Genomic DNA, 21,619 nt, shown 5'->3' with positions numbered 1-21,619 from the left:
AGGGCGTGAATATGAGATGTTGGTAATGTCGCCCGACTGCAGGAATTTTCTCTTTCAGCCAGGTTCATTCCGGAAGGCCGGCTTTTCGCAGGCCTTCCGATGCAAGTGCGAAGTCCTGCGGTCGCCGCACCAGCAGCCAGTCGTCAATATTGCTGAGCCGCAATGTGGGATCGAGCCGACGCACATGGCCCATCGCCTCACGCGCCTCCTCCATTCGCCCACCCAGAGCATGCGCGGCCGCCTGGAATGCAGCGACACGGAGAATGTTCGGCACCTCGCGCGACGCCTCCCGCAAGCAATCGAGCGCGGTATCAAAGCGTCGCGAATAGAGATGCGACATCGCGATTCCCGTATGCATCTGGAATGTCTCGGGATCGAGCGGACTGAGCCGCATGGCGCGTGAAAAATAAGCGATGGCCTCGTCGTGCTCGCCGAGCGAAACGCGTTGATAGCCGCCGAGGTACCAGATCGTCGAGAGATTGGGATTGAGCACCAGCGCACGATCGACATAGGCGACGCAGGCATGCAGGTCGCCGCCGAAATGCGGCCAGGCATGGCCGCCACGTGTCAGCGCCACCGCATCATTCTTGCCAAGCGTCACAGCACGCTCGGCAAGCCGCGCCGCTTCACGCCCGTCAGCCACACGATCGGAAAGCCAGCGGTTCATCTTGCGCCAGTAGAAGCATCCCGCGGCCATCCCATAGGCGGCAGCGAAGTCTGGATCGAGCTCGATGGCTTTGTAGAAATTCGCCAACGCCGCATCGATTCCATCGCGCGTCGACACATGAAAATTCGCCAGTCCGCGCAGGTAGTAATCATAGGCGTCGAGGCTTTCAGTCGGCTTCCGTTTGGCGCGTTCGATCTCCGCAAATTCAAGCTGCGGCGCGATGGCGCCCACGACGCTTTCCGTGACCTGGTCCTGCAGATCGAAGATGTCATCAACAACACTCTCGAAGCGCTCGCCCCACAGATGCATGCCCGTGGTGGTATCCACGAGCTGCCCGGTGATGCGCACGCGGTTCGCCACACGGCGCACGCTGCCTTCCAGTACATAGCGCACGCCAAGTTCGCGCCCGACCTCGCGGACGTCCACGGCACGGCCTTTAAACGTGAAACTGGAGTTGCGAGCGATGACGAACAGCCAGCGAAGCCGCGAAAGCGCGAGGATGATGTCCTCAACCATGCCATCGACGAAATAGTCCTGCTGCGGATCGCCGCTCAGATTGAGGAACGGCAGCACTGCGATCGACGGCCGATCGGGCAAAGTCAGCGCGGCGTCCGGGTTCACCGTCGATGTGGCGTGATCGGCAACCGCCGCGTCAGACTGCGCCGGCATTGCCGTCTCGGTCACATCGCCAACGAAGCGAAAGCCCTTGCGCGCCACCGTCTTCAGCAGCCGCTGTTCATCCCCGCTATCGCCCAGCGCCTTGCGTACCGCATTGATGTGACTGGCCAGCGTCGATTCGGACACGATCCGTCCCGCCCACACGGCATCGAGAAGGGCATCCTTGCTGACGACGTGGTCGCGGTTCTTCACCAGATGCAGCAGCAGGTCGAAAGCCTGCGGCGTGATCGCCACCTTGTCGCTGCCATGCGACAACTCTCTGCGGTCGGGGTCGAGGACATAGCCTGCGAACAGATACGGCACTCGGCGCTCCATGACTGCCTGCGTTTTCGGCCGGCGGCAATGAACCGTCAAGACCTTCAGGAGGCAACAGAACCGACCCCACAACTGGCCTGTCGCGCGCCATCGGCGGTGACGTGCCAGCCGGCCCTTTCTGAACGAACATCCAAGCGAAACTCAAGAGAAAACGAAGATTGCGGCAAAGTCTTCCTGTGCACCGCGGCGCATGGTCCGCCTACACGATCGTCACCGTGTGAAAGGGAGAAAATATCATGAAAATCGTCGTCATCGGAGGTAGCGGCCTCATCGGTACGCAAGTCGCGAGCGGCTTGAGGAAGCTGGGCCACAAGGTCTTCGCCGCCTCGCCGTCGACGGGCGTCAACACCCTGACGCGGGAAGGACTGGCCGAGGCCATGGCCGGGACAAACGTTGTCATCGACGTGGCGAATTCGCCATCATTCGAGGATGGACCAGTGATGGAATTCTTCCAGACATCCAGCCGCAACCTGCTCGCGGCGGAAAAGGCCGCAGACGTCCAGCATCATCTGGCCCTGTCTGTGGTCGGGACCGAGCACCTTCAAGCCAGCGGCTATTTCCGTGCCAAGCTGGCCCAGGAGGATCACATCAAGGCGTCTGGAATGCCCTACACGATCCTGCGGGCGACGCAGTTCTTCGAATTCATCCCCGCCATCGTGCAAGGCGGCGTGGACGGCGACGTGATTCGCCTGGCGCCGGCCCTGATCCAGCCCATCGCATCTGCGGACGTGGCAGCCGCCATGGTGGACCTGGCCCTGGGCACCCCGGTGAACGGCGTCGTCGAGGTGGCCGGGCCCGAACCGCTCCCGCTCGACACACTCGGGCGCAAATATCTGACGGCAAAGCAGGACCCACGCCAGGTCATCGCCGACATCCACGTGGGCTATTTCGGCACGCCGATCAATGATCGCTCCCTGACGCCCGAGGCCGGCGCGCGCATCGGAGCGATCCATCTCGACGACTGGCTCAAGGGCTGATCGACGCAAGCTGCCTCTCCGCCAACCAAGGACCGACCATGACCGACGACGTTCCGCGCTCGATACCCTCCCGCCGCGATCTGCTCGCAGCTGCCGCCATCACTGCGATCACTGCCGGCTTGCCCTCGATCGCCGAGGGCAAGGCCGGCGACAAGCCAACCAAACCTCACGCTCACAAAGGACATCGCACCATGAGCACCATCACCACAAAGGACGGCACCGAAATCTATTACAAGGACTGGGGCAAGGGCCCGGTCGTTACCTTCTCCCATGGCTGGCCGCTCAACGCGGACGCGTGGGACGGCCAGATGCTGTTTCTCGCCCAGCATGGCTACCGTGTCGTCGCCCATGACCGCCGCGGTCATGGCCGCTCCAGCCAGGCCTCGAACAACAATGACATGAACGGCTATGCCGACGATCTCGCCGCAGTCATCGAGACGCTCGATCTGAAGGACGCGACGCTGGTCGGCCATTCCACGGGCGGCGGCGAAGTCGCACGCTACATCGGCCGCCACGGCACCAAGCGCGTGAAGAAGGCGGTGCTGATCGCGGCGGTGCCGCCGATCATGCTGAAGACACCAGCCAATCCGGAAGGACTGCCGATCGAGGTGTTCGACGGCATCCGCGCCGGTGTCGCGGGCGACCGCTCACAATACTACAAGGATTTGGCGATCGCCTTCTACGGCGCCAACCGGCCCGGCGCGAAAGTCTCGCAGGGGACGCTGGATCAGTTCTGGCTGTGGAGCATGCAGGCTGGCGCGAAGAACGCCTATGAGAGCGTGAAGGCGTTCTCGGAGACGGATTTCACGGAAGACCTGAAGAAGTTCGACATCCCTACCCTCGTCCTGCATGGCGAGGACGATCAGATCGTGCCCGTGAAGGACTCCGCGGTGAAATCAGCCAAGCTGATCAAGGGTGCCAAGGATGTCTATTATCCCGGCGCACCGCACGGCATCACGGCGACCCATGCGGATCAGGTCAATGCCGAGCTGCTGAAATTCCTGAAGAGCTAGCACAAGCAACCTTCACGGTCCGGTAGAGCGAGGCGACGAACATGCAACAGATCAATGACAGGCAACTGGCGGGAGTAACCGTCCCCGATACGGCCATCATCGCCAGCGCGATCGACCACGCCCGGAACAGTTGCGAACCGTACCTGTTCAACCATGTCGTCAGGTCATGGTTGTTTGCGGTGCGGCTCGCTCAACTGCAGAACATCGAGCACGACGGCGAGGTTCTCGCCGTCGCAGCACTGCTGCATGACATCACGCTCAATGAACGCTTCGCCGGACCGCGTCGCTTCGAAGTGGAAGGCGCCGACCTCGCGCGTCTCTTTGCACGGGAGCATGGCTTCGACCGAAGCCGTGCTCAGTTGATCTGGGATAGCGTTGCGCTCAATTCCACACCGTCGATTGGGCTGTTCAAGGAAGCGGAAGTCGCGCTCTGCACCGCCGGCATCTGCTTCGATGTCGTCGGCTTGCAGTATGAGCTTATTCCACCGAGCGACGTTGCGGCAATTGTCGCGGAATTTCCACGTTTGGGAATGAAGCAGAAAATGACTCGCTGCTTCTGCCATATCGCCCGGACCCAACCCGGCACCACTTACGACAACTTCATTCGCGATTTCGGCGAACGTTTCGTGGCGGGCTACAAGGCAAGCTCCGTCGTCGAACTGGTGATCAACGCGCCGTTCGACGAAGAACAGCCATAGATGGCGCGACGGGACCGCCGCTGCATCTTTATTAGAATCAGGTTCCGGGAGAATGTCACGATTGTCGTAAGGCAATCTCGCCAGCTGCCATAGTTTCGCCGGCGACCTGATCAAGCGCGAAAGTGTGGGAATCACGGGTAAATTTGCCTAATCTCCTTAGTTATGGGTGAAGAGGATAAAGCTCCATGGATCTTGGCAGATCCGGTTGGAGGCCGACAACAACCAGAACGACATCGGCAACTCGGCCGATTAATCCTACCAAATACCGCTATCGGGCAGTAGATGAAGTAGCTTGGGGGAGGAATTGAGGCTGATGCAGATGCTTGCTCGACGGTTGGATAGCCGGCGGCTTTCTGTTTCCTTGATCGTGATCGGATGCGTTCTTTTAGGCTTCCTGCTCCGCTTCCTCGCTCGGGAGCATGCCACCACTGACGCCGTTCGATACCTGATCCCCTGGTACATATTCGCGCGCGACCGCGGTATCGGCGGGCTTGGCGAAGCCTTCACCAACTACACGCCGTTCTACAGTTACCTGTTGTTGATCACGGCGCAATTCAATGGGCTGGGCCAGCCCCTCACTCTGGTGAAGGCGATCTCGTTCGTATTCGAATTCGGCTGCGCGATTGTGGTAGCTCTGATCGTGTGGTCGGCGAATAAGGCACCATCGCGCGCGTGCGTTGCCTTTTGCTGTGTCTGGCTTGCACCGACAGTAATCTTCAACGGCGCTGTGTGGGGACAGGCCGACTCGATCTGGACATTCTTCACGCTCGTTTCGATAGCCGCGTTCATGCAGCATCGGAACGGCATCTTGCCATTCGCAGTCGCGGTCGCGGTGAAGGCGCAAGGCGTATTCCTGGGGCCGTTTGTCCTTGGCATGATGTTGCGTGACAAGATTCACTGGGCATGGCTCGCTGCCGTTCCCGTGGTCTATGCGGCCCTCGCCATTCCTGTGGTGGTCGCCGGCAGACCCATCGCCTCGGTGTTCAGCATCTACATGGAGCAGGCTGAGACGTTCCACCGCCTCACCATGAACGCCGCGAATATCTGGGTGTTCGCAGGCAGCGTTCCCTACCAGATGGGTGTCCCCATCGGGCTCGCATTGGCGGCGCTCGGCGGGCTGGCTCTGGCAGCCTTGCTCGCGCGGTCCAAGCGAGAAGGCCCAGAGTTCATTTTGCTCGTCGCATGCGCATCTCTGATGATCATGCCCTACCTGCTTCCGAAGATGCACGATCGTTACTTCTTTGCGTTCGAGGTCGCGTCCATCGGGCTCGCCTGTCTCAATGCGCGTTACCTGCCGTTTCCGGTGATCGCTCAGGTCTCCGGCGTGCTGTCCTATCTCGGATTCGAACGCGAGATCGTGATGGGCCTGCTACCAGCGGCGCTGTGTAACACGTTGCTGGCCATATACCTGGTGCTCGACCTCTCGCGTGATGAGAGCGGCTTCCGCTTTCCGAAACTTGCGTGGCTCGGCTACGCCGCATCGACTGCAGGACTGTTCGCTTACCTGCTGCTGGCAGATGCAGGGGAGAACATGTCTCTCACCTACCTGCTCTTCACGGGGCTCGTTGTGGCCACGGCGCTGATGGTCATTAAAGGCTCGCGCTGCGCCTTGGTTCCCGAACGGTCAGTCGCCGGGTCAGCGCCCGCGCACCCGCCCGTCAATTGAGATCAATCACTTTCGCAGTCCGGGACCATTGACGCGATGATGACCGGCAATGATCGCGTAAGGGTCAATCTACTGACTGAACCGAGATTTGACTCACTTCATGCCATCGCGAACCATATACCCTGCGCCGCGAATGGTGTGCAGTAGCGGACGCTCGAAGCCCTTGTCGATCTTCGAGCGCAGGCGCGAGATATGGACGTCGATCACGTTGGTTTGCGGATCGAAATGATAATCCCAGACGTTTTCCAGCAGCATGGTGCGGGTGACCACCTGCCCGGCATGTTTCATGAGATATTCGAGCAGCCGAAATTCGCGGGGCTGCAGGACCAGCTCCTGGCCACCGCGCGTCACGCCATGGGACAGCCGATCGAGTTCGAGATCTCCGACGCGATAGGTCGTCTCTTCGGCGGGACCACCCTGGCGGCGCGACAACACTTCGACGCGCGCAAGCAGCTCGGCGAATGAATATGGCTTCGGCAGATAATCGTCACCGCCAGCGCGCAGGCCCTTGATGCGGTCGTCGACCTGGCCCAGCGCCGAAAGGATCAACGCCGGCGTCCGGTTACCCTTGTCACGCAGGCCGCCGATAACAGAGAGTCCATCGCGCTTCGGCAACATGCGATCGACCACCAGCACGTCGTAATCGCCGGAATCGGCGAGCGCGAAACCTTCCTCGCCATCGCTGGCGTGATCGGCGACATGGCCGACCTCACGGAAAGCCTTGACCAGATAGTCGGCGGATTCGCGGTCGTCTTCGATGATGAGCAGACGCATCTGGGGATCGGATTCGCTGTGGATCTTGTGAGTCTCGGTCACCATGGCGCGCACCGGGCTTTCATGCAAGGCGGCGGAATGCCCGCCGGTTATCCTTCGGGGCAGAAAGAAGAATAGGCGGTGAAGCTGGGGAAAACTTCACCGCCCATTGGCCTTTCAACGGAGGGGGGCGTTTTCCATCGAAAGGAAGCAGCGGGAGCGAGTTTGTGGCTCGCCCCCTGGAAAGAGCCGTCAGCGGGGGCGACTATGCCGGCGACACTCTCCGTTCATGTGCGGTGATCAGCTCTTCGCGAGGGGAACGGCGACGAACTTCGAGGAGCCGTTCGAGCGAACCCTGATCAGCACGCTGTTCTTGTTGTCGTTGTGCGCGGCGACAATCGCCTCGCGCACATCGCCGGGATTGGTCACGCTCTTGCCGGCGACTTCGAGAATGACGTCCCCTTCCTTGAAGCCACGCTCGGCAGCGGCGCTCTTCGGATCGACGCCGGTCACGACCACGCCGTCCTTGCCGGCACCGGCGACACTGCTCGCGGGCGAGACCGTGAGGCCGAGCCGCGGCACGTCGCTGCCGCGCGATGACGATCCCTTGTCACCGCTATCGACATCGGCCTTCGCCTCTATCGTGTTCGGCAACTGGCCGAGGGTCATGGACAGAACCTTGTCCTCGCCCTTGTGCAGCACGTTGATCTTCACCGTGTTACCCGGCGCGAAGCCGCCAATGGTGCGGGCGAGTTCGCGTGCATCCTTGACCGGCGTGCCATTCACCGCGGTGATGACGTCACCCGACTTGATGCCGGCCTTGGCTGCCGGACCATCGGCCTGCGGCTCGGCGACCAGCGCACCTTCCGCCTTCTTCAGGCCGAGACTGTCGGCGATATCTTGGGTCACCGGCTGAATCTGCACGCCGATCCAGCCACGCGAGACCGAACCCTTGTCCTTGAGCTGCGCCACCACCGTCTTCACGGTCGAGGCCGGGATCGAGAACGCGATGCCGACGCTGCCGCCCGAAGGCGAATAGATCGCGGTGTTGACGCCCATCACTTCGCCCGACGTATCGAAAGCCGGACCACCCGAATTGCCCTTGTTCACGGGCGCATCGATCTGGATGAAATCGTCATACGGACCGCTGCCGATGTCGCGACCCGAGGCCGAGACGATGCCGGCGGTCACGGTGCCGCCGAGGCCGAACGGATTGCCGACTGCCAGCACCCAGTCACCGATACGCGGCTTGCCGTCGGCGAGCTTGGCGAACGGGAAGTCGGTGCGGCCCTCGACCTTGATCAGCGCCAGATCGGTACGCGGATCGGTGCCGATCACCTTGGCCGAATAGGTCTTGCCGTCGTCGGTCGAGACCTCGACCTTGTCGGCGCCATCGACCACGTGATTGTTGGTTACGGCGAAACCGTCAGCCGAGATGAAGAAGCCCGAGCCCTGACCGCTCACGACGCCACGGCCGCCGCCGCGCGGACCACCGCGCATGCCCGGGGGCACGCCGTCCTGGCCGAAGCGCTTGAAGAAGCGCTCCATCGGGGAGCCCGGCTGGAACGGCGAATCGCCGTTGTTGTCGTCATCCTTCGATGCGACCTTTTCCTTCATGTTGACCTTGACCGAGATCACCGACGGCTTCACGCGCTCGACGATATCGGCGAAGCCGACCGGCTGCGCGGCCTGCGACTTGACCTGCTTGTCGACCTGCGCGTGCGCAGTGGTGGTGAAGATGTCGACCGGACCGTTGGAGGGCGACAGGCCATAAGCGGCAACACCAAGGCCCGCAACAACCGACGCCATCAGCGCGAATTTACGCGCAGAGAACAGCGAACGGCGGGACGCCTTGTAGGACGGCAATTCGGAAAAATCGTTGGGGCGGTCGGACATCGAGAAAATCTCCAGAGCAACGGCGCGGGGGCAAGGCGCCTTGTGTGATCTGAAGATGGAGGTTTCCACCTTACCGTGGGCTGGCAGGGGAATTAAGGTTTGGTAATCTGGCGGATACAGGTGTGGCGGGATGACGCGGGGGACAACGTGCCTGAATCATCCCGGTATCCGCAGATGCAACGGCGGTATCAGCCGCCGGTTTTTTGAGCCGTCTCCGGGAACAGACCGGCCAGGATTTCGCCGGCCATGTTGAAGGCTGCAACGCCGCGGAACAGCGCCGCGATTCCGGCGCTTGCGTGCAGTTCCTCAAGCGTAGCCCCGGCCTTGATCGCAGCCTTTGCGTGATTGGCAGCAGCTTCGGACGTCTGGACCAGCAGGATCGCGAACGACATCAATTGCACGGTCTTCTGGTCCAGTGCCGTCGGCGTCAGCGCCGCAATCCTCCAGTCCTCCAGCGCCGTGACCAGCGCGGGATCGACGCGCATGCCGAGTTCCAGTCGCTTGGCGATCTTCAGCGGCGTGAAGCCAATCATGGTCTCGTAGCGGGACTTCAGCTCGTCGAGCTCAGCAATTTTCTTCGTCATATGATTCCCGTTTTCAAATCGATCTTGGCATGAGGTCCCTACTCGACCTTGGCGCCCGCTGTCTTGACCACTTGGCCCCATTTTTCCGACTCGGCGCGCAGAAACGCAGCGAACGCGTCGCTGGACAACGTGCCAGGCTCGGCGCCGACATCGGCGAGACGCTTCACCATGTCGGGGTCCTTCAGCACCTTGGTCACCCCGTCGACCAGCAGCTTCGTCACATCCGGCGGCATCTTGGCCGGCGCGACGAGGCCAAACCATGACGACGCCTCGAAATTCGCGACACCCGCCTCCGCCATGGTCGGCAGCTCCGGGAACAGAGGCGAACGTGCTGCGCCGGCCACGGCAATCGCGCGGATCGTGCCGCCCTGAACCTGCGGACGAATGGCGGGCATGTTGTCGAACATCATCGGGATCTGACCGGCGATCAGATCATTCATCGCCGGCGCCGCGCCGCGATACGGCACATGGACGATATCGATGCCGGCGCGCGCCTTCAGCAGCTCGCCGGCCAGATGATTGGTTGATCCCAGGCCGGACGAGCCGAAATTGAGTTTGCCCGGCGATGCCTTGGCGAGCGCGATCAGCTCCGCCACCGTCGTCGCCTTCACGCCCGGATTGACCGCCAGCACGATCGGAACCGACGCGATCAACGCCACCGGCGTGAAATCCTGCGCGGGATTGAAGGGGAGTTGCGCGTAGAGCGACTGATTGACCGCGAGCGGTCCGGGCGCCGTCAGCAGCAACGTATAGCCATCAGCGGGCGAGCGCGCGACTGCATCCGCGCCAATGTTGCCGCCGCCGCCGGCACGGTTGTCGATCACCACCGGCTGTCCCCAGAGCTCCTGCAGCTTGGTGCCAAGCAAGCGGGCAACGACGTCGTTCGATCCGCCGGCGGGAAACGGCACCACGATCTTGATGCCGCGTTCGGGAAACCCTGCATGGGCAACCTGGCCGACCAGCGAAAACATGACCAGAGCCACCAGTGCAGAAACCACGTGCCGCATGCGAACCTCCAAATAATCGATTTTTCTTGCTTCGTCGATTTTATGTTGGCACTACTTAAGGCTGTCGTCAAATCGGCTGATTGCCACCGTTTATTTTCAGCGAACAAAGATCGCTTATTTGAAGGGAGTTGCCACGATGAGTGCGCATACGCCTGGCGCCCCACCGAAGCCCTGCCCCGGCCCCGATCGCCATCCGAAGCGGCCGGCATTCGTGATGCCGCGTGGTGCCTGCGATACCCATGTCCACGTCTTCGGCCCGCAGGTCGAATTTCCGTTCAGCGAACAGCGCAGCTACACGCCCGAAGACTGCACCTATGACGACCTGATGCAGCTCCACGAAACGCTCGGGATCGACCGCGCCGTCATCGTGCATGGCGGCGCTCACGGCACCGACAATAGTGCGACCCTCGCGGCCCTCGACCTCAATCCGCGGCGACTGCGCGGGGTTGCCGTGATCCCGTCGGGCCTGCCGCAACAGGAGCTCGAAGACATGCACCTCCGCGGCATGCGGGGCTGCCGCATGTCCACCGTCGTCAGCGGCGGCGCATCCTTTGCGCATCTGGCGGGCCTCGCGGACGAGACCTTCGATCTCGGCTGGCATCTCGTGCTGCATTTCAACAAAGCGAGCGAACTGGTCGATGTCGCGCCTCAACTGATGCAGGTCCGCAGTCCGTTCGTGCTGGATCACCTCGCCCGGATCAGCGCCGCGGAAGGCGTCGATTCCGAACCGTTCCAAACCTTGCTGCGATTGCTCGACACCGACCGCTGCTGGATCAAGCTCGCCAGCCTGTATCGCCTCTCTGCAGAGCCCTATCCGCATCGCGACATGCTGCCGATGATCGCGTGCGTGGTCGAAGCGCGTCCCGACCGCATCCTCTGGGGCAGTAACTGGCCACATCCGATCTGCCCGGTCGCGATGCCGAACGATGGCGACCTCGTCGATCTCATCCCGCTCTGGCTGCCGGATCCCAAAGCGCAGCAATTGGCACTGGTAGATAATCCGGCTTCGCTCTACGGTTTCGAGAGCATCGGACAGGCATCATGAGCACCGCACACACCACTACGGCCGGCGCGATCCCGACCACATTGTCCACCACGCTCGTCGCCCGCTTGCGGGATTCGATCATGCGCGGCGACCTACTGCCGGGCAGCAAACTCAATCTTGATCGCCTGCGCACCGCCTTCGGCGTCAGCCTCAGCCCGCTGCGCGAAGCGCTGTGTCGTCTGGAGAACGACGGACTCGTCGCGCTGATCGACCAGCGCGGCTATCGCGTCACGCCGGTCTCGGCGAGCAATCTCGCCGAGATCATCCGGCTACGCGTCGAACTCGAAGGCCTCGCCGTCAAGGAAGCCATCGAACACGGCGATGTCGCCTGGGAAGGACGCGTGCTCGGCTCGCTGCATCAGCTCAGCCGCTGCAAGCGCGGCTCACGCTCGGCCGCTGAACAGGAAGCCTGGGAGATTGCGCATCGCGCCTTCCATGCCGAACTGATCTCGGCATGCCAGATGCCGCTGCTGCGGCAGTTCTGCGCGACGCTGCACGATCAGAGCGATCGCTATCGCCGCATCTTCCTGAAGAAACATCAGCCAGATCGCGATGTGCCTGCAGAACACACTGCCATGGCCCATGCGATGATCGAGCGCCGCACCCGCGATGCAACACGGATCCTGCGGAAGCATATCGAACGCACGGGTCGGAATATCCAGGCGGTGTTGCCCGCCGAATAGACGCCGGCCGCGGCAACAGCTGCACTAGTGGATTGACGCTTCTCCCGTTTGATAGCGACGAGGACGAGTTTGGGATTGGCCGTCCAGACAAAGGGCTTTAGATCGGCGTTGGTTTCGGTAACGAAGCGATCGATGGCGGCTTTGAGATCATCCACGGATCGGAACACGCCGCGTTTGAGGCGGCGTCTCGCAAGCTTTGCGAAGATGCCTTCGACAGCGTTGAGCCATGATGCCGAGGTTGGTGTGAAGCGGAACGTCCAGCGGGATGCCGGGCCAACCATTCTTGCACCTTGGGATGTTTGCGGTTGGCGTAGTTGTCGATGATGGCGTGGATCGCCTTCGTGCCGGCACCTGGCCCTCGATGGTGTTGAGGAAGCGGATGAACTCCTGGTGCCGGTGGGGCTGCATATTGCGGCCGATAATGGTGCCGTCGAGGATATTCAGCGCCGCAAACAGATTGGTCGTGCCGTTTGTAGTCGTGGATCATCGTCCCGACGCGGCCCTTCTTCATCGGCAAGCCGGGTTGGGTGCGGTCGAGCGCCTGGATTCAATGAGTCCTGAGCCTCAGCGACCATATGTAAAAATACGGCAACTCGCGTATTTTGTATTAAGATCATCAGGCAAATGAAATGCATGGATTCCAATCTTTGATTGGATCTGACTTATATCCTAGCGCCGTTGTAGCGGGGCGATGCATGAGCGGACTGCTGAGGACGATCATTGCTGACGATCATGCCTTCATTCGGGAAGGCCTGAAACAGCTTCTGTCGACCGTGGACAGGCTTACGGTCAGTGGAGAAGCGGCGGACGGTGAAGCCGTTCACCGGCTGCTGAACGAAAGCTCCGCCGATCTTCTCATACTCGATCTCGGCATGCCGGGTGTGAACGGGTTTCAATTCATAGCTAACCTGAGAACCGAATGGCCGGAGCTGCGAGTTCTTGTCGTGACCGCCAATGTTGAGCCACGTTCCATTCGGGCAGCGTTTTCTGCAGGCGCGAATGGCTATTTGACCAAGAGCGGCGATCCATCCGAACTCATCGCTGCAGTCGATGCCATCAGAAAAGGCAACGCCTATGTGGCGGAGGAGGTTCGTTTTGCGGTGGACCAGCATGACGGCCCGAACGACTCCCCGGAGCCCACGGCTGCGATCATATCTCCGGTCACGCTTACACGGCGCGAGCGGCAAATCCTGGGGATGATCCCTCACGGTGCCACCAGCCGCGACATCGCCAATCGGCTCGGCATTAGCCCGCTGACCGCCCGGAAACATCGCGAGAATCTGATGCGGAAGCTTGATCTGCACAGCGGTGCTGAATTGGCAGCCTACGCAATTCGTCTCGGCCTTCCAGCGGGCTAGCGCAACGGCAACTCGCGAACGAAGCCGCCGCACCTACCGGCGCGCGAAGAGGTTTCGATGCAAGAAGACAAGATACGCGAGGCGCTCGTCGAGCTTTTGTATCGCAATTCCTACGGAGTGGTGGTCGCCAACATCCTCATCTCCCTGGCGGCAGCATACGTACTGAGGAGCGTCGTATCGGCGAGCTGGTTGATCGGATGGCTCGGCGCGTTGTATCTGCTCACTGCCATACGCGTCCTGGCGGCGCGCCGGTTCTTCAGCCGAGATAGAGAGCCGACATCCGCGTTGCGATGGGCTTGGCTTGCGGCTGCGTTTTCCTGCGTGTCAGGCCTGCTGTGGGGAATGCTCGGCTGGGTTGGGTTCCTTCCTGAGGCGCCCATTCCTTTTTCATTCACGGTCATCGTCTTGACCGGTCTGATCTGCGGCACCGTTCCGTCGCTCTCGGCCTTTCCGCCCGCTCTCGTCGGCTCGATCGTAGCAACGGTGCTTCCGATCACGGTACGCTCGATTACCAATGGAGGTGATATCTCCGGCGCATATCTCTCCCTGCTTGCGGGGCTTGTGGCCATCAATCTCTATTACTGCCGCACAACGTACCACATGCTGCGTGAGACCATCAGGTTGCGCCTGGAAAATGTCGAACTGGTGAGCCACCTGCAGGAAGAACGCGACCGCGCGCAAGCGGCCGATCATGCGAAAACGCGTTTCCTTGCGGCCGCCAGTCATGACCTGCGCCAGCCGATCCATGCCTTGAGTCTACTGATCGCCACGCTCGCGGCGCTGGGTCACCGCGGCGCTGTCGCATCGGGCGATGCTCGCGATCTGGCCGGCAAGGCAAAATCCATTGTCGGCAACCTCAGCGCCCTCCTGAATGGACTGCTCGACATCTCCCGGCTCGATGCCGGCGTCGTCACTGTTGCGAAGGAGACGGTGAATTTGTCCCAACTTTTCAATCAACTCGGCAACGAATTCGCGCCCGTGGCGAAGGATCGCGGCCTTGATTGGCGTGTTGTTGAAAGCCGTCTGCTGGTGGACAGCGATCCCATGATGCTGAAACGGGTTTTGGACAATCTGCTGTCGAACGCTTTTCGATACACGAGATCCGGCGGCGTTCTGCTCGGCTGCCGTAGGCGCGACGCTTCGGTGGAAATCCAGATATGGGATACCGGCCCCGGCATCCCCGCAGATCAGCAAGCAATGGTGTTCGAGGAATTCGTGCAATTGCAGAATCCGGCGAGGGATCGCGCGCTCGGCCTCGGCCTTGGCCTCGCCATCGTTCGCCGCACCGCCGTACTGCTGCAACATCCGCTAAAGCTGGTCTCCGTCACCGGGCGCGGCTCGATGTTTTCCGTTACGGTTCCGATAGCCAGTGCGGTGGAAACTCCTTTGCCCGACAACAAGGCATCACCAGCCGGCATCGCCGTCGGCATCATGGTCGTGGAAGACGAGAGGAATGTTCTCGACATCATGGTACAGTTGCTCTCCCTGCAGGGGCATCGCGTCTATGCCGGCCGATCTGCCGCCGAGGTGCAACAGATTCATGCAGAGGCGATCGAGGCCGGCGATGCACCGGTCGATCTGATCATTGCCGACTACCGCCTCAGAGATGAGGCTACGGGCCTGGACGCAATCGGGGCCCTTTGCGCCCATATCGGCCGCTCGGTCCCTGCCGTTATCGTGACCGGCGATACCTCGCCGTCGCGGATCAAGGAAGCCATCGCCAGCGGTCATCGTATTCTGCACAAGCCGATCACCGGCGAGGAATTGCACGAAGCGATCGTTGCAGCCTGTGTTGAGGGCAAGGAATCGATCGATAGCGGTCGCTAAAAGCATATGTAGCTGCCCCGGATTGGCGATCACCCGGCCACGGTTGAGATTATGTCTCGGCGCTGATCTCCCACGGCGGCGCCACCTGCGGCGGCGCAGGGCCTTTCGACATTAGCCTCCTTGCCGACGACGAAATACGACATCTGCCGTATCGCTCGCGTATGAACCCAGCGATATCGTTCACCCCAACTGGACGCGCTTAAGCAGCAGCCGATCTTGAATTCGGCAGTTAGAAGCAGGAGCGCGCTTTCAAAGTGACAGTCGAATTTTCCGAACGCATGCAAGAAGGAAATTTGGATATGGCAGTTACCAAGAGCTCCCACATCCGTCGACCAACGCCTCCTCCGTCTCCTCTCAAAGCGTGGGCAATCGCTGTCCTGGCTGGCTTCGGCATTTTGCACGTTGTCGGAGGATACATGCTGAACCACGTGTCGAGTATCCAACCTATCGAAACGGCAACAACGGCGATCCACGGCGACTAGATGGATTGGTTGTTATCGCTTGAGTGAGTTCGGACGCCCCAGCGTTCCCGCTATTGAAGACGATCACCGTTCCAAAGGAAGCGATGCCATGTCAGATATAGCGGCTTATTTGACGCTAAGCGGGGCGGTCTTTGCGGGCGCGTTCGTTTCCGGCCTTTCCGGGTTTGCGTTCTCGGCGGTCGCCGGTGCTGTCCTGCTACACGTTTTTCCGCCTATGGAAGCTGTGCCATTGATGATGGCTTGCAGCATCACTGTACAAGCGGCCACTCTGTTTGCGCTACGCAAGAACATGCAATGGAAAACCAGCCTCGTTTTCATCGCGGGTGGACTGCTGGGCATTCCGATCGCGATCTATCTCCTGCAAAATGTAGGTACTGGAACCTTCAGACTGGGTTTTGGAGCTCTCGTATCCCTTTACGCGACATATGCCTTGTTCCGGCCAACGCCTGCCTGCTCGCGTCAGATGGAGAGCCAGAGCAGAAACGCGCTGGTAGGGTTTGGTGGGGGACTGGTCGGCGGATTGACTGCGATGCCCGGCGCGCTTCCTGCGATCTGGTGCGACATCCATGGTCTCCCGAAAAATCAGCAGCGCGGTCTGGTTCAACCCTACATAGGGGTCATGCAGCTTTTCGCCCTTGCTCTCATGCTTTCGCACCACAGCCTTTCGTTAAAGGTCTTGATCAACTTTGGCATGTCTCTACCCGCCTTGGCTGCTGGAACGGCTTTAGGCATCGTCCTGTTCGGACGGGTCAACGAAGCAGCCTTCAAACGAATTATCCTGGGCTTGTTGCTGTTTTCGGGACTTTGCCTTGTGATCTAGATGCGAGCTCTCAATAGTCGGCTGCTGGCCGGGGTCCGCGAACTAAACCGGCTTGTCCTGCACCGTTTCCTTGGCAATCAGCCGCTCGATCCGCGCTTCTTCCTCGGCGGTGAGTTTCATCACGGCATCATCATCGCCTGCAGCTTGGCCCCGCCGCCGGTTGTGCCACCATAGCGCAACGCCACCACCGATCAGCACCAGTGGCGTCAGCAGCCACAGCAGCAGCGTGTGCAGGTTGAGCCGCGGCTTCAGCAGCACGAATTCGCCGTAGCGCGCCACCAGGAAATCCAGCACCTGCTTGTCGCTCTCGCCGGTGGCGATGCGCTCGCGCACCAAGAGGCGCAGGTCGCGCGCCAACGGTGCATCGGAATCGTCGATGGACTGGTTCTGGCAGACCATGCAGCGCAGCTCCTTCGACAGGTTGCGCGCGCGGCCTTCCTGGGCCGGGTCCTTCATGATCTCGTCGGGCTGCACCGCATGCGCGAGCGGCGCAGCGAGCAGGAACATGACGGCGATGAGGCTTGCGACAATGCGTGTCACGCCATCACTCCGCCGGCTGTAGTGCGCGCGCCGCCTTGGCCGGCTTCGGCGCGCCGACGCGTAGCCGCCGGTCGGACAGTGACAGCAGCCCGCCAAAGGCCATCAGCACCGGCCCCCACCAGATCATCAGCACCAGCGGCTTGTGATACATCCGCACGGCAACTGCGCCGCTGGCGGCCTCCTCACCAAGCGAGATATAAAGCTGGCTGGCGCCGCGCGACAGCAGCGCGGCTTCCGTGGTGGAGGACTGCCGCGCGGTGAAGTTGCGCTTCGATGGCGTCATCTCGCCGATCTCGTCGCCGCCGCGCGTCACCCTGAAGCGCGCGAGGCTTTCGCGGAAATTCGGCCCCTGCCGCTGCGTCACATCCTTGAGCGTGAGCTCATAGCCGGCAAGCTTCGCCACATCATTCGGCTGCATGGTGCCGATATATTCGGTATTCCAGGTGCTCTCGCAGACGATACCGATCAGCGCGACGCCGATGCCGGCATGAGCAAAGGCCGTGCCCCAGGCCGCGCGCGGCAATCCGCGCGCACGGCGGAACGCCGCACCGACCGGTAAACGAAACAGCATGGTGCGTTCGGCGATATCGACGATCGATCCGGCAATGACGAACACGCCGAGCCCGATCGCCAGCGGTGCCAGCGCCGCACCGCCCGTCGTCCATGCCCAGACCAGTGCTACCGCCAGAAGCGCGGCGATTCCGGCAGCCATCAGCCGCTGCGTCACGCCTCTGAGATCGCCGCGCTTCCACGCCAGCAGCGGCCCGAACGGCATCGCCAGCAGCAGTGGCACGAACAGCGGCCCGAATGTGAGATTGAAGAACGGCGCGCCGACCGAGATTTTCTCGCCGGTCAGCATTTCCAGCGCCAGCGGATAAAGCGTGCCGATGAACACCGTGGCGCAGGCCGTGGTGAGGAACAGGTTGTTCAGCACCAGCGCGCCCTCGCGCGAGATCGGCGCGAACAGTCCGCCCTGCTTCAACGACGACGCACGCCACATATACAGCGTCAGGCTGCCGCCAATGAACACGCACAGGATCAGCAGGATGAACACGCCGCGCGTCGGGTCGGTCGCGAAGGCGTGAACCGAGGTGAGGACGCCGGAGCGCACCAGGAATGTGCCGAGCAGCGACAGCGAGAAGGTAAGGATCGCCAGCAAGATGGTCCAGACCTTCAGCGCGTTGCGTTTCTCCATCACCACCGCGGAGTGCAGCAACGCGGTGCCGGACAGCCATGGCATCAGCGAGGCGTTCTCGACGGGATCCCAGAACCACCAGCCACCCCAGCCGAGTTCGTAATAAGCCCAGTACGAGCCCATCGCGATGCCGAGCGTCAGAAAGATCCACGCCACCAGCGTCCATGGCCGCACCCAGCGCGCCCAAGCGGCATCGATGCGGCCTTCGATCAATGCAGCGACGGCGAAGGAGAATGCGATGGAGAAGCCGACATAGCCGAGATAGAGCATCGGCGGATGCACCGCGAGGCCGATATCCTGCAGCACCGGATTGAGATCGCGGCCCTCGAGCGGCGGCTGTGCCAGCCGCAGGAACGGATTCGAGGTCATCAGGATGAACAGATAGAACGCCGCGGCGATCCAGCCCTGCACCGCCAGCACATGCGCGCGCAGCGACAGCGGCAGATTATTGCCGAAGGCGGCGACGAGCCCGCCGAACAGTGCGAGGATCGACACCCACAGCAGCATCGAGCCTTCGTGGTTTCCCCACACGCCGGTGATCTTGTAGAGCAGCGGTTTTGCGGAGTGCGAATTCTCGAACACATTGGCGACCGAGAAATCCGACGTGACATAGAGCGTCGTCAGCGCGAGAAACGACAGCCCCGCAAACAGCAACTGCGCCAGTGCCGTGGAGCGCGCGACATTCATCAATGCAGGATCGCGCAGGCGCGCACCGATGATCGGCACCGTCGACTGGATCAACGCCAGCGCCAGCGCCAGCACCAATGCATAGTGTCCCGCCTCGGCAATCACTGCAAAACACTCTGTTTTGCAGGCGTCACCACTGGCTTTGCAGCGCCCTGCGACATCACCGGCTTGCCGCCCTCGCCTTCCTGCCAGCGCCCCTGTTTCTTGAGCGCGTCAGCGACTTCCTTCGGCATGTAGTTCTCGTCATGCTTCGCCAGGACCGTATCGGCCTTGAACACGCCCGACGCATCCATCGCGCCTTCGGCGACAACGCCCTGCCCCTCGCGGAACAGATCCGGCAGGATGCCCTTGTAGTTCACCGGCAAGGTTGCGCCACCATCGGAGACCTTGAAGCTCACGGCGAGATTATCGCCGCGCACCAGCGAGCCCTGCTCGACCATGCCGCCGAGACGAAAGCGCTTGCCAACGGGGATCTGCTTTTCGGCAACCATCTGCGGCGTCGAGAAGAATACGATGGAGTCGCGCATCGCGTTGAGCACGAGTCCGGCCGCGATGGCGAGCACCACCAGCGCTCCACCGATCATCGTCAATCGTCGCTGCTTGCGTGTCATTGCGCGTTACCCATCCAGCCCGGTGTCTTTCAGGCCATCGTTCAGCTTGCGCAGCCGCTCGGCATCGGTGCCGACCGCCTCCCGTGCATCCGCTAGCGCGCTCTTTGCCTTGTCGCGCTCACCGAGCACCATATAGGCACGCACCAGCCGCAACCATCCCTCGACATCGCTGCCATCCTGCTTGAGCCGCGTGGCAAGCCGGTCGACCATGCCATGGATCATCGCATTGCGGTCGCCTGCATTCATGCCCTGTACCGACGCGATCGTGTCTTCCGACAGTGCCGGCAGGTTCGGGCCTGATTTCGGAGCGCTGCCGCCGACGCGCGCCAGGGCCGCCGTGACCACCGGACGCCACGGCGCATCCGCAGATCCCTTTGCCAGCATGTCGCGCCAGATCACCGCCGCGTCGCTGCCACGCCCGTCCTGCTCAGCCGCTAGGCCCAGGAAGTAGCGTGCCTTCACCTCTCCGGCATCGAGCGCGACAGCGCGTTCGAATTCGGTCTTGGCATCCGCGGTGATGACACCATTGGCGGCCATCGCCATGGCCTCGCCGAGATCGGCGCGCCGCGCGGCCGTATCGCCGGCATAAGTGATCGCATTGCGGAACGCGCGCACCGCATCGTCGGTACGGCCGATCTTCGCCAGCACAGGCGCCAGCACGGTCCAGCCACGGCCGTCGGTCGGGTTTTTCTCGAGATGCTGCTCGACCTGTGCGACGAGATTGTCCAGCGGCTGGGTGGGACTGGGCGACTGGTTGCGCGCGGCGAGCGGAAAGTCCGGCATGGCAGGCGAACCGAGCGGCAGATAGAAGCCGATGGCCAGCAGCGGCAGGCCGATCAGCGCCACCAGCGCCACCGCGCGGCGAAAGCCCGGACTGCTGCCCACAGACGCCGCGCCCTCCGCGTCGACCGCTGCCAGCAGACGACGGCTGATCTCGACACGTGCCGCTTCCGCCTCGGTCGGCCCGATCAGGCCGGCGGCGGTATCGCGGGTGATTTCAGCGAGCTGATCCCGGTAGACAGTGGCCTCGGTACCCCCGGCATCGGAGCGGGTCCGGCCAAGCGGCCACAACACGGCGAAAGTCGCCGCGGCGGTCATCAAGGCGAACACAAACCATAAGGCCATCAATGGGTTCCGGCGTAGTCTTGAGTCGATCTAAACGACGTCTTTGCCGGGTTACACCATGGCCATCGACGCCGCGCAATTGACTTTTATGCCATCGCGACGTCCAGCCGCTTGTTCTGGATCAAGAATTGCGGCGGCTGCGAGCCCGCTTTCCGAGTAATGCCCCCTCCGCGACGTGGATGCCCTCCGGGAAGACCCATCGACGCGATTGATGAAACCGCTATCGGGCCTGTCGCGCGCCGACAAAGGCCGCGGTTATTTCATCCGGCGCAATGATGAAGTGCACAGAGCGTGCATTCTCGCGCGCCGGATCATGAAGCAACTTGCATTCGCTGAACGGGAATGGACCCGACCACGAATTCAGGATCACAATCATGAAGCTCTATCACCATCCACTATCCGGCCACTCTCATCGCGCGCATCTGTTCGCTTCGCTCCTTGGCCTGCCCCACGAACTCATCGAGGTTGACCTGAAGTCGGGCGCGCACAAGACGCCGGATTTCCTTGCGCTCAATCCGTTCGGTCAGGTGCCGGTCCTCGATGACAGTGGCACCATCGTCTCCGACTCGAACGCCATCCTCGTTTATCTCGCCAAGACGTCCGGCCGAGCCGAGTGGCTGCCCGATGACGCGAAGAGAAGCGCGGCCATCCAGCGCTGGCTGTCCGTCGCTGCCGGCCAACTGGCTTATGGTCCTGCCGCTGCACGGCTGATCACCGTTTTCGGCAGGAACTTCAATCCAGAGGAAGTCATCGAGCGCGCGCACGCCTTGTTGGCACTGGTCGAAGCGCATCTCGCCGATCGCGACTGGCTTGTCGGCAATGGTCCGACCATCGCGGATGTGGCGCTCTACAGCTACATCGCAAGCGCGCCGGAAGGAAATGTCGATCTGTCCGGCTATGCCAAGGTGACCGCCTTCTTGCGCCGCATCGAAGCGCTGCCCGGCTTCGTGCCTTTCGCCAAGACCCCCGTCGGCCTCGCCGCTGCGGCTTAA

At 61.8% G+C, this 21,619-nt stretch carries 19 protein-coding genes and 1 pseudogene; 10 read left to right on the top strand and 10 right to left on the bottom strand.

What is annotated here, in order from left to right; translation table 11 throughout:
* Positions 1 to 64: 64 nt before the first annotated feature.
* The gene (locus tag AB7813_RS01070; protein ID WP_439058065.1) at positions 65 to 1,648 is read right to left on the bottom strand and encodes a winged helix-turn-helix domain-containing tetratricopeptide repeat protein; all 1,584 of its coding nucleotides are present in this window, start codon (positions 1,646 to 1,648) and stop codon (positions 65 to 67) included.
* Between the two features lie 248 nt (positions 1,649 to 1,896).
* On the opposite strand from AB7813_RS01070, the gene AB7813_RS01065 reads away from it, so the two are divergent.
* From AB7813_RS01065 to AB7813_RS01050, 4 genes are all read left to right on the top strand, one after another.
* On the top strand, positions 1,897 to 2,637 hold the full coding sequence (locus tag AB7813_RS01065; protein ID WP_439063573.1) for an SDR family oxidoreductase: 741 nt from the start codon (positions 1,897 to 1,899) through the stop codon (positions 2,635 to 2,637).
* A gap of 38 nt (positions 2,638 to 2,675) precedes the next feature.
* Positions 2,676 to 3,650, top strand: coding sequence for an alpha/beta fold hydrolase (locus AB7813_RS01060; RefSeq protein WP_414716925.1), 975 nt, complete (start codon positions 2,676 to 2,678; stop codon positions 3,648 to 3,650).
* Positions 3,651 to 3,691: 41 nt separating this feature from the next.
* On the top strand, positions 3,692 to 4,348 hold the full coding sequence (locus AB7813_RS01055) for an HD domain-containing protein (protein WP_089267099.1): 657 nt from the start codon (positions 3,692 to 3,694) through the stop codon (positions 4,346 to 4,348).
* A gap of 313 nt (positions 4,349 to 4,661) precedes the next feature.
* A complete protein-coding gene (locus tag AB7813_RS01050; protein WP_439063572.1) occupies positions 4,662 to 6,014 on the top strand; it encodes a hypothetical protein in 1,353 nt (450 codons plus the stop codon).
* Positions 6,015 to 6,107: 93 nt separating this feature from the next.
* Here the strand turns inward: AB7813_RS01050 and AB7813_RS01045 are convergent, their stop codons facing one another.
* From AB7813_RS01045 to AB7813_RS01030, 4 genes are all read right to left on the bottom strand, one after another.
* Positions 6,108 to 6,788, bottom strand: coding sequence for a response regulator transcription factor (locus AB7813_RS01045; protein WP_089267309.1), 681 nt, complete (start codon positions 6,786 to 6,788; stop codon positions 6,108 to 6,110).
* Between the two features lie 279 nt (positions 6,789 to 7,067).
* Positions 7,068 to 8,663, bottom strand: a complete 1,596-nt coding sequence (locus AB7813_RS01040; protein WP_089267098.1) for a Do family serine endopeptidase — start codon at positions 8,661 to 8,663, stop codon at positions 7,068 to 7,070.
* 188 nt (positions 8,664 to 8,851) lie between these two features.
* A complete protein-coding gene (locus tag AB7813_RS01035) occupies positions 8,852 to 9,247 on the bottom strand; it encodes a carboxymuconolactone decarboxylase family protein (RefSeq protein ID WP_439063571.1) in 396 nt (131 codons plus the stop codon).
* 38 nt (positions 9,248 to 9,285) lie between these two features.
* The gene (locus AB7813_RS01030; RefSeq protein ID WP_439063570.1) at positions 9,286 to 10,254 is read right to left on the bottom strand and encodes a Bug family tripartite tricarboxylate transporter substrate binding protein; all 969 of its coding nucleotides are present in this window, start codon (positions 10,252 to 10,254) and stop codon (positions 9,286 to 9,288) included.
* Between the two features lie 136 nt (positions 10,255 to 10,390).
* Between AB7813_RS01030 and AB7813_RS01025 the strand changes: the two genes are divergently transcribed.
* Both AB7813_RS01025 and AB7813_RS01020 read left to right on the top strand, forming a co-directional pair.
* Positions 10,391 to 11,299, top strand: a complete 909-nt coding sequence (locus AB7813_RS01025; RefSeq protein WP_439063569.1) for an amidohydrolase family protein — start codon at positions 10,391 to 10,393, stop codon at positions 11,297 to 11,299.
* A complete protein-coding gene (locus AB7813_RS01020; protein WP_439083614.1) occupies positions 11,296 to 11,982 on the top strand; it encodes a GntR family transcriptional regulator in 687 nt (228 codons plus the stop codon). The genes AB7813_RS01025 and AB7813_RS01020 overlap by 4 nt, the downstream gene beginning before the upstream one ends.
* A gap of 44 nt (positions 11,983 to 12,026) precedes the next feature.
* Here AB7813_RS01020 and AB7813_RS01015 read toward each other — a convergent pair.
* Positions 12,027 to 12,529, bottom strand: a pseudogene (locus AB7813_RS01015) (IS630 family transposase); the annotation flags it as partial.
* Positions 12,530 to 12,677: 148 nt separating this feature from the next.
* Between AB7813_RS01015 and AB7813_RS01010 the strand changes: the two are divergent.
* From AB7813_RS01010 to AB7813_RS01000, 3 genes are all read left to right on the top strand, one after another.
* Positions 12,678 to 13,340 (top strand): response regulator, encoded by a 663-nt coding sequence (locus AB7813_RS01010; RefSeq protein ID WP_439063568.1) that lies wholly within the window; start codon positions 12,678 to 12,680, stop codon positions 13,338 to 13,340.
* A 57-nt stretch (positions 13,341 to 13,397) separates the two neighbouring features.
* Positions 13,398 to 15,167 carry a hybrid sensor histidine kinase/response regulator gene (locus tag AB7813_RS01005; RefSeq protein ID WP_439063567.1) on the top strand — a complete coding sequence of 590 codons (1,770 nt, stop codon included), beginning with the start codon at positions 13,398 to 13,400 and terminating at the stop codon, positions 15,165 to 15,167.
* Between the two features lie 570 nt (positions 15,168 to 15,737).
* Complete coding sequence (locus AB7813_RS01000) at positions 15,738 to 16,469, top strand: sulfite exporter TauE/SafE family protein (RefSeq protein ID WP_120290905.1); 732 nt, start codon at positions 15,738 to 15,740, stop codon at positions 16,467 to 16,469.
* A 42-nt stretch (positions 16,470 to 16,511) separates the two neighbouring features.
* Here AB7813_RS01000 and AB7813_RS00995 read toward each other — a convergent pair whose 3' ends face one another.
* From AB7813_RS00995 to ccmI, 4 genes are read right to left on the bottom strand one after another with little or no spacing between them, the layout of a single operon-like run.
* Entirely contained in the window at positions 16,512 to 17,009 is a 498-nt protein-coding gene (locus tag AB7813_RS00995; protein ID WP_439063566.1) for a cytochrome c-type biogenesis protein, read from the bottom strand.
* A gap of 4 nt (positions 17,010 to 17,013) precedes the next feature.
* Positions 17,014 to 18,996 (bottom strand): heme lyase CcmF/NrfE family subunit, encoded by a 1,983-nt coding sequence (locus tag AB7813_RS00990; RefSeq protein WP_439063565.1) that lies wholly within the window; start codon positions 18,994 to 18,996, stop codon positions 17,014 to 17,016.
* Positions 18,993 to 19,502 carry a cytochrome c maturation protein CcmE gene (ccmE, locus tag AB7813_RS00985; RefSeq protein WP_231080987.1) on the bottom strand — a complete coding sequence of 170 codons (510 nt, stop codon included), beginning with the start codon at positions 19,500 to 19,502 and terminating at the stop codon, positions 18,993 to 18,995. Before ccmE ends, AB7813_RS00990 begins: the two co-directional genes overlap by 4 nt.
* A 6-nt stretch (positions 19,503 to 19,508) precedes the next feature.
* On the bottom strand, positions 19,509 to 20,627 hold the full coding sequence (gene ccmI / locus AB7813_RS00980) for a c-type cytochrome biogenesis protein CcmI (RefSeq protein ID WP_439063564.1): 1,119 nt from the start codon (positions 20,625 to 20,627) through the stop codon (positions 19,509 to 19,511).
* A 374-nt stretch (positions 20,628 to 21,001) separates the two neighbouring features.
* Here ccmI and AB7813_RS00975 point away from each other — a divergent pair, with 374 nt between their 5' ends.
* Entirely contained in the window at positions 21,002 to 21,619 is a 618-nt protein-coding gene (locus AB7813_RS00975; RefSeq protein ID WP_441227873.1) for a glutathione S-transferase family protein, read from the top strand.

Source organism: Tardiphaga sp. 20_F10_N6_6 (genome assembly GCF_052076045.1).
Taxonomy (GTDB): domain Bacteria; phylum Pseudomonadota; class Alphaproteobacteria; order Rhizobiales; family Xanthobacteraceae; genus Tardiphaga; species Tardiphaga robiniae.
Note: the sequence above shows the minus strand (reverse complement) of the source record. Positions and strands in the feature narration are given on the sequence as shown.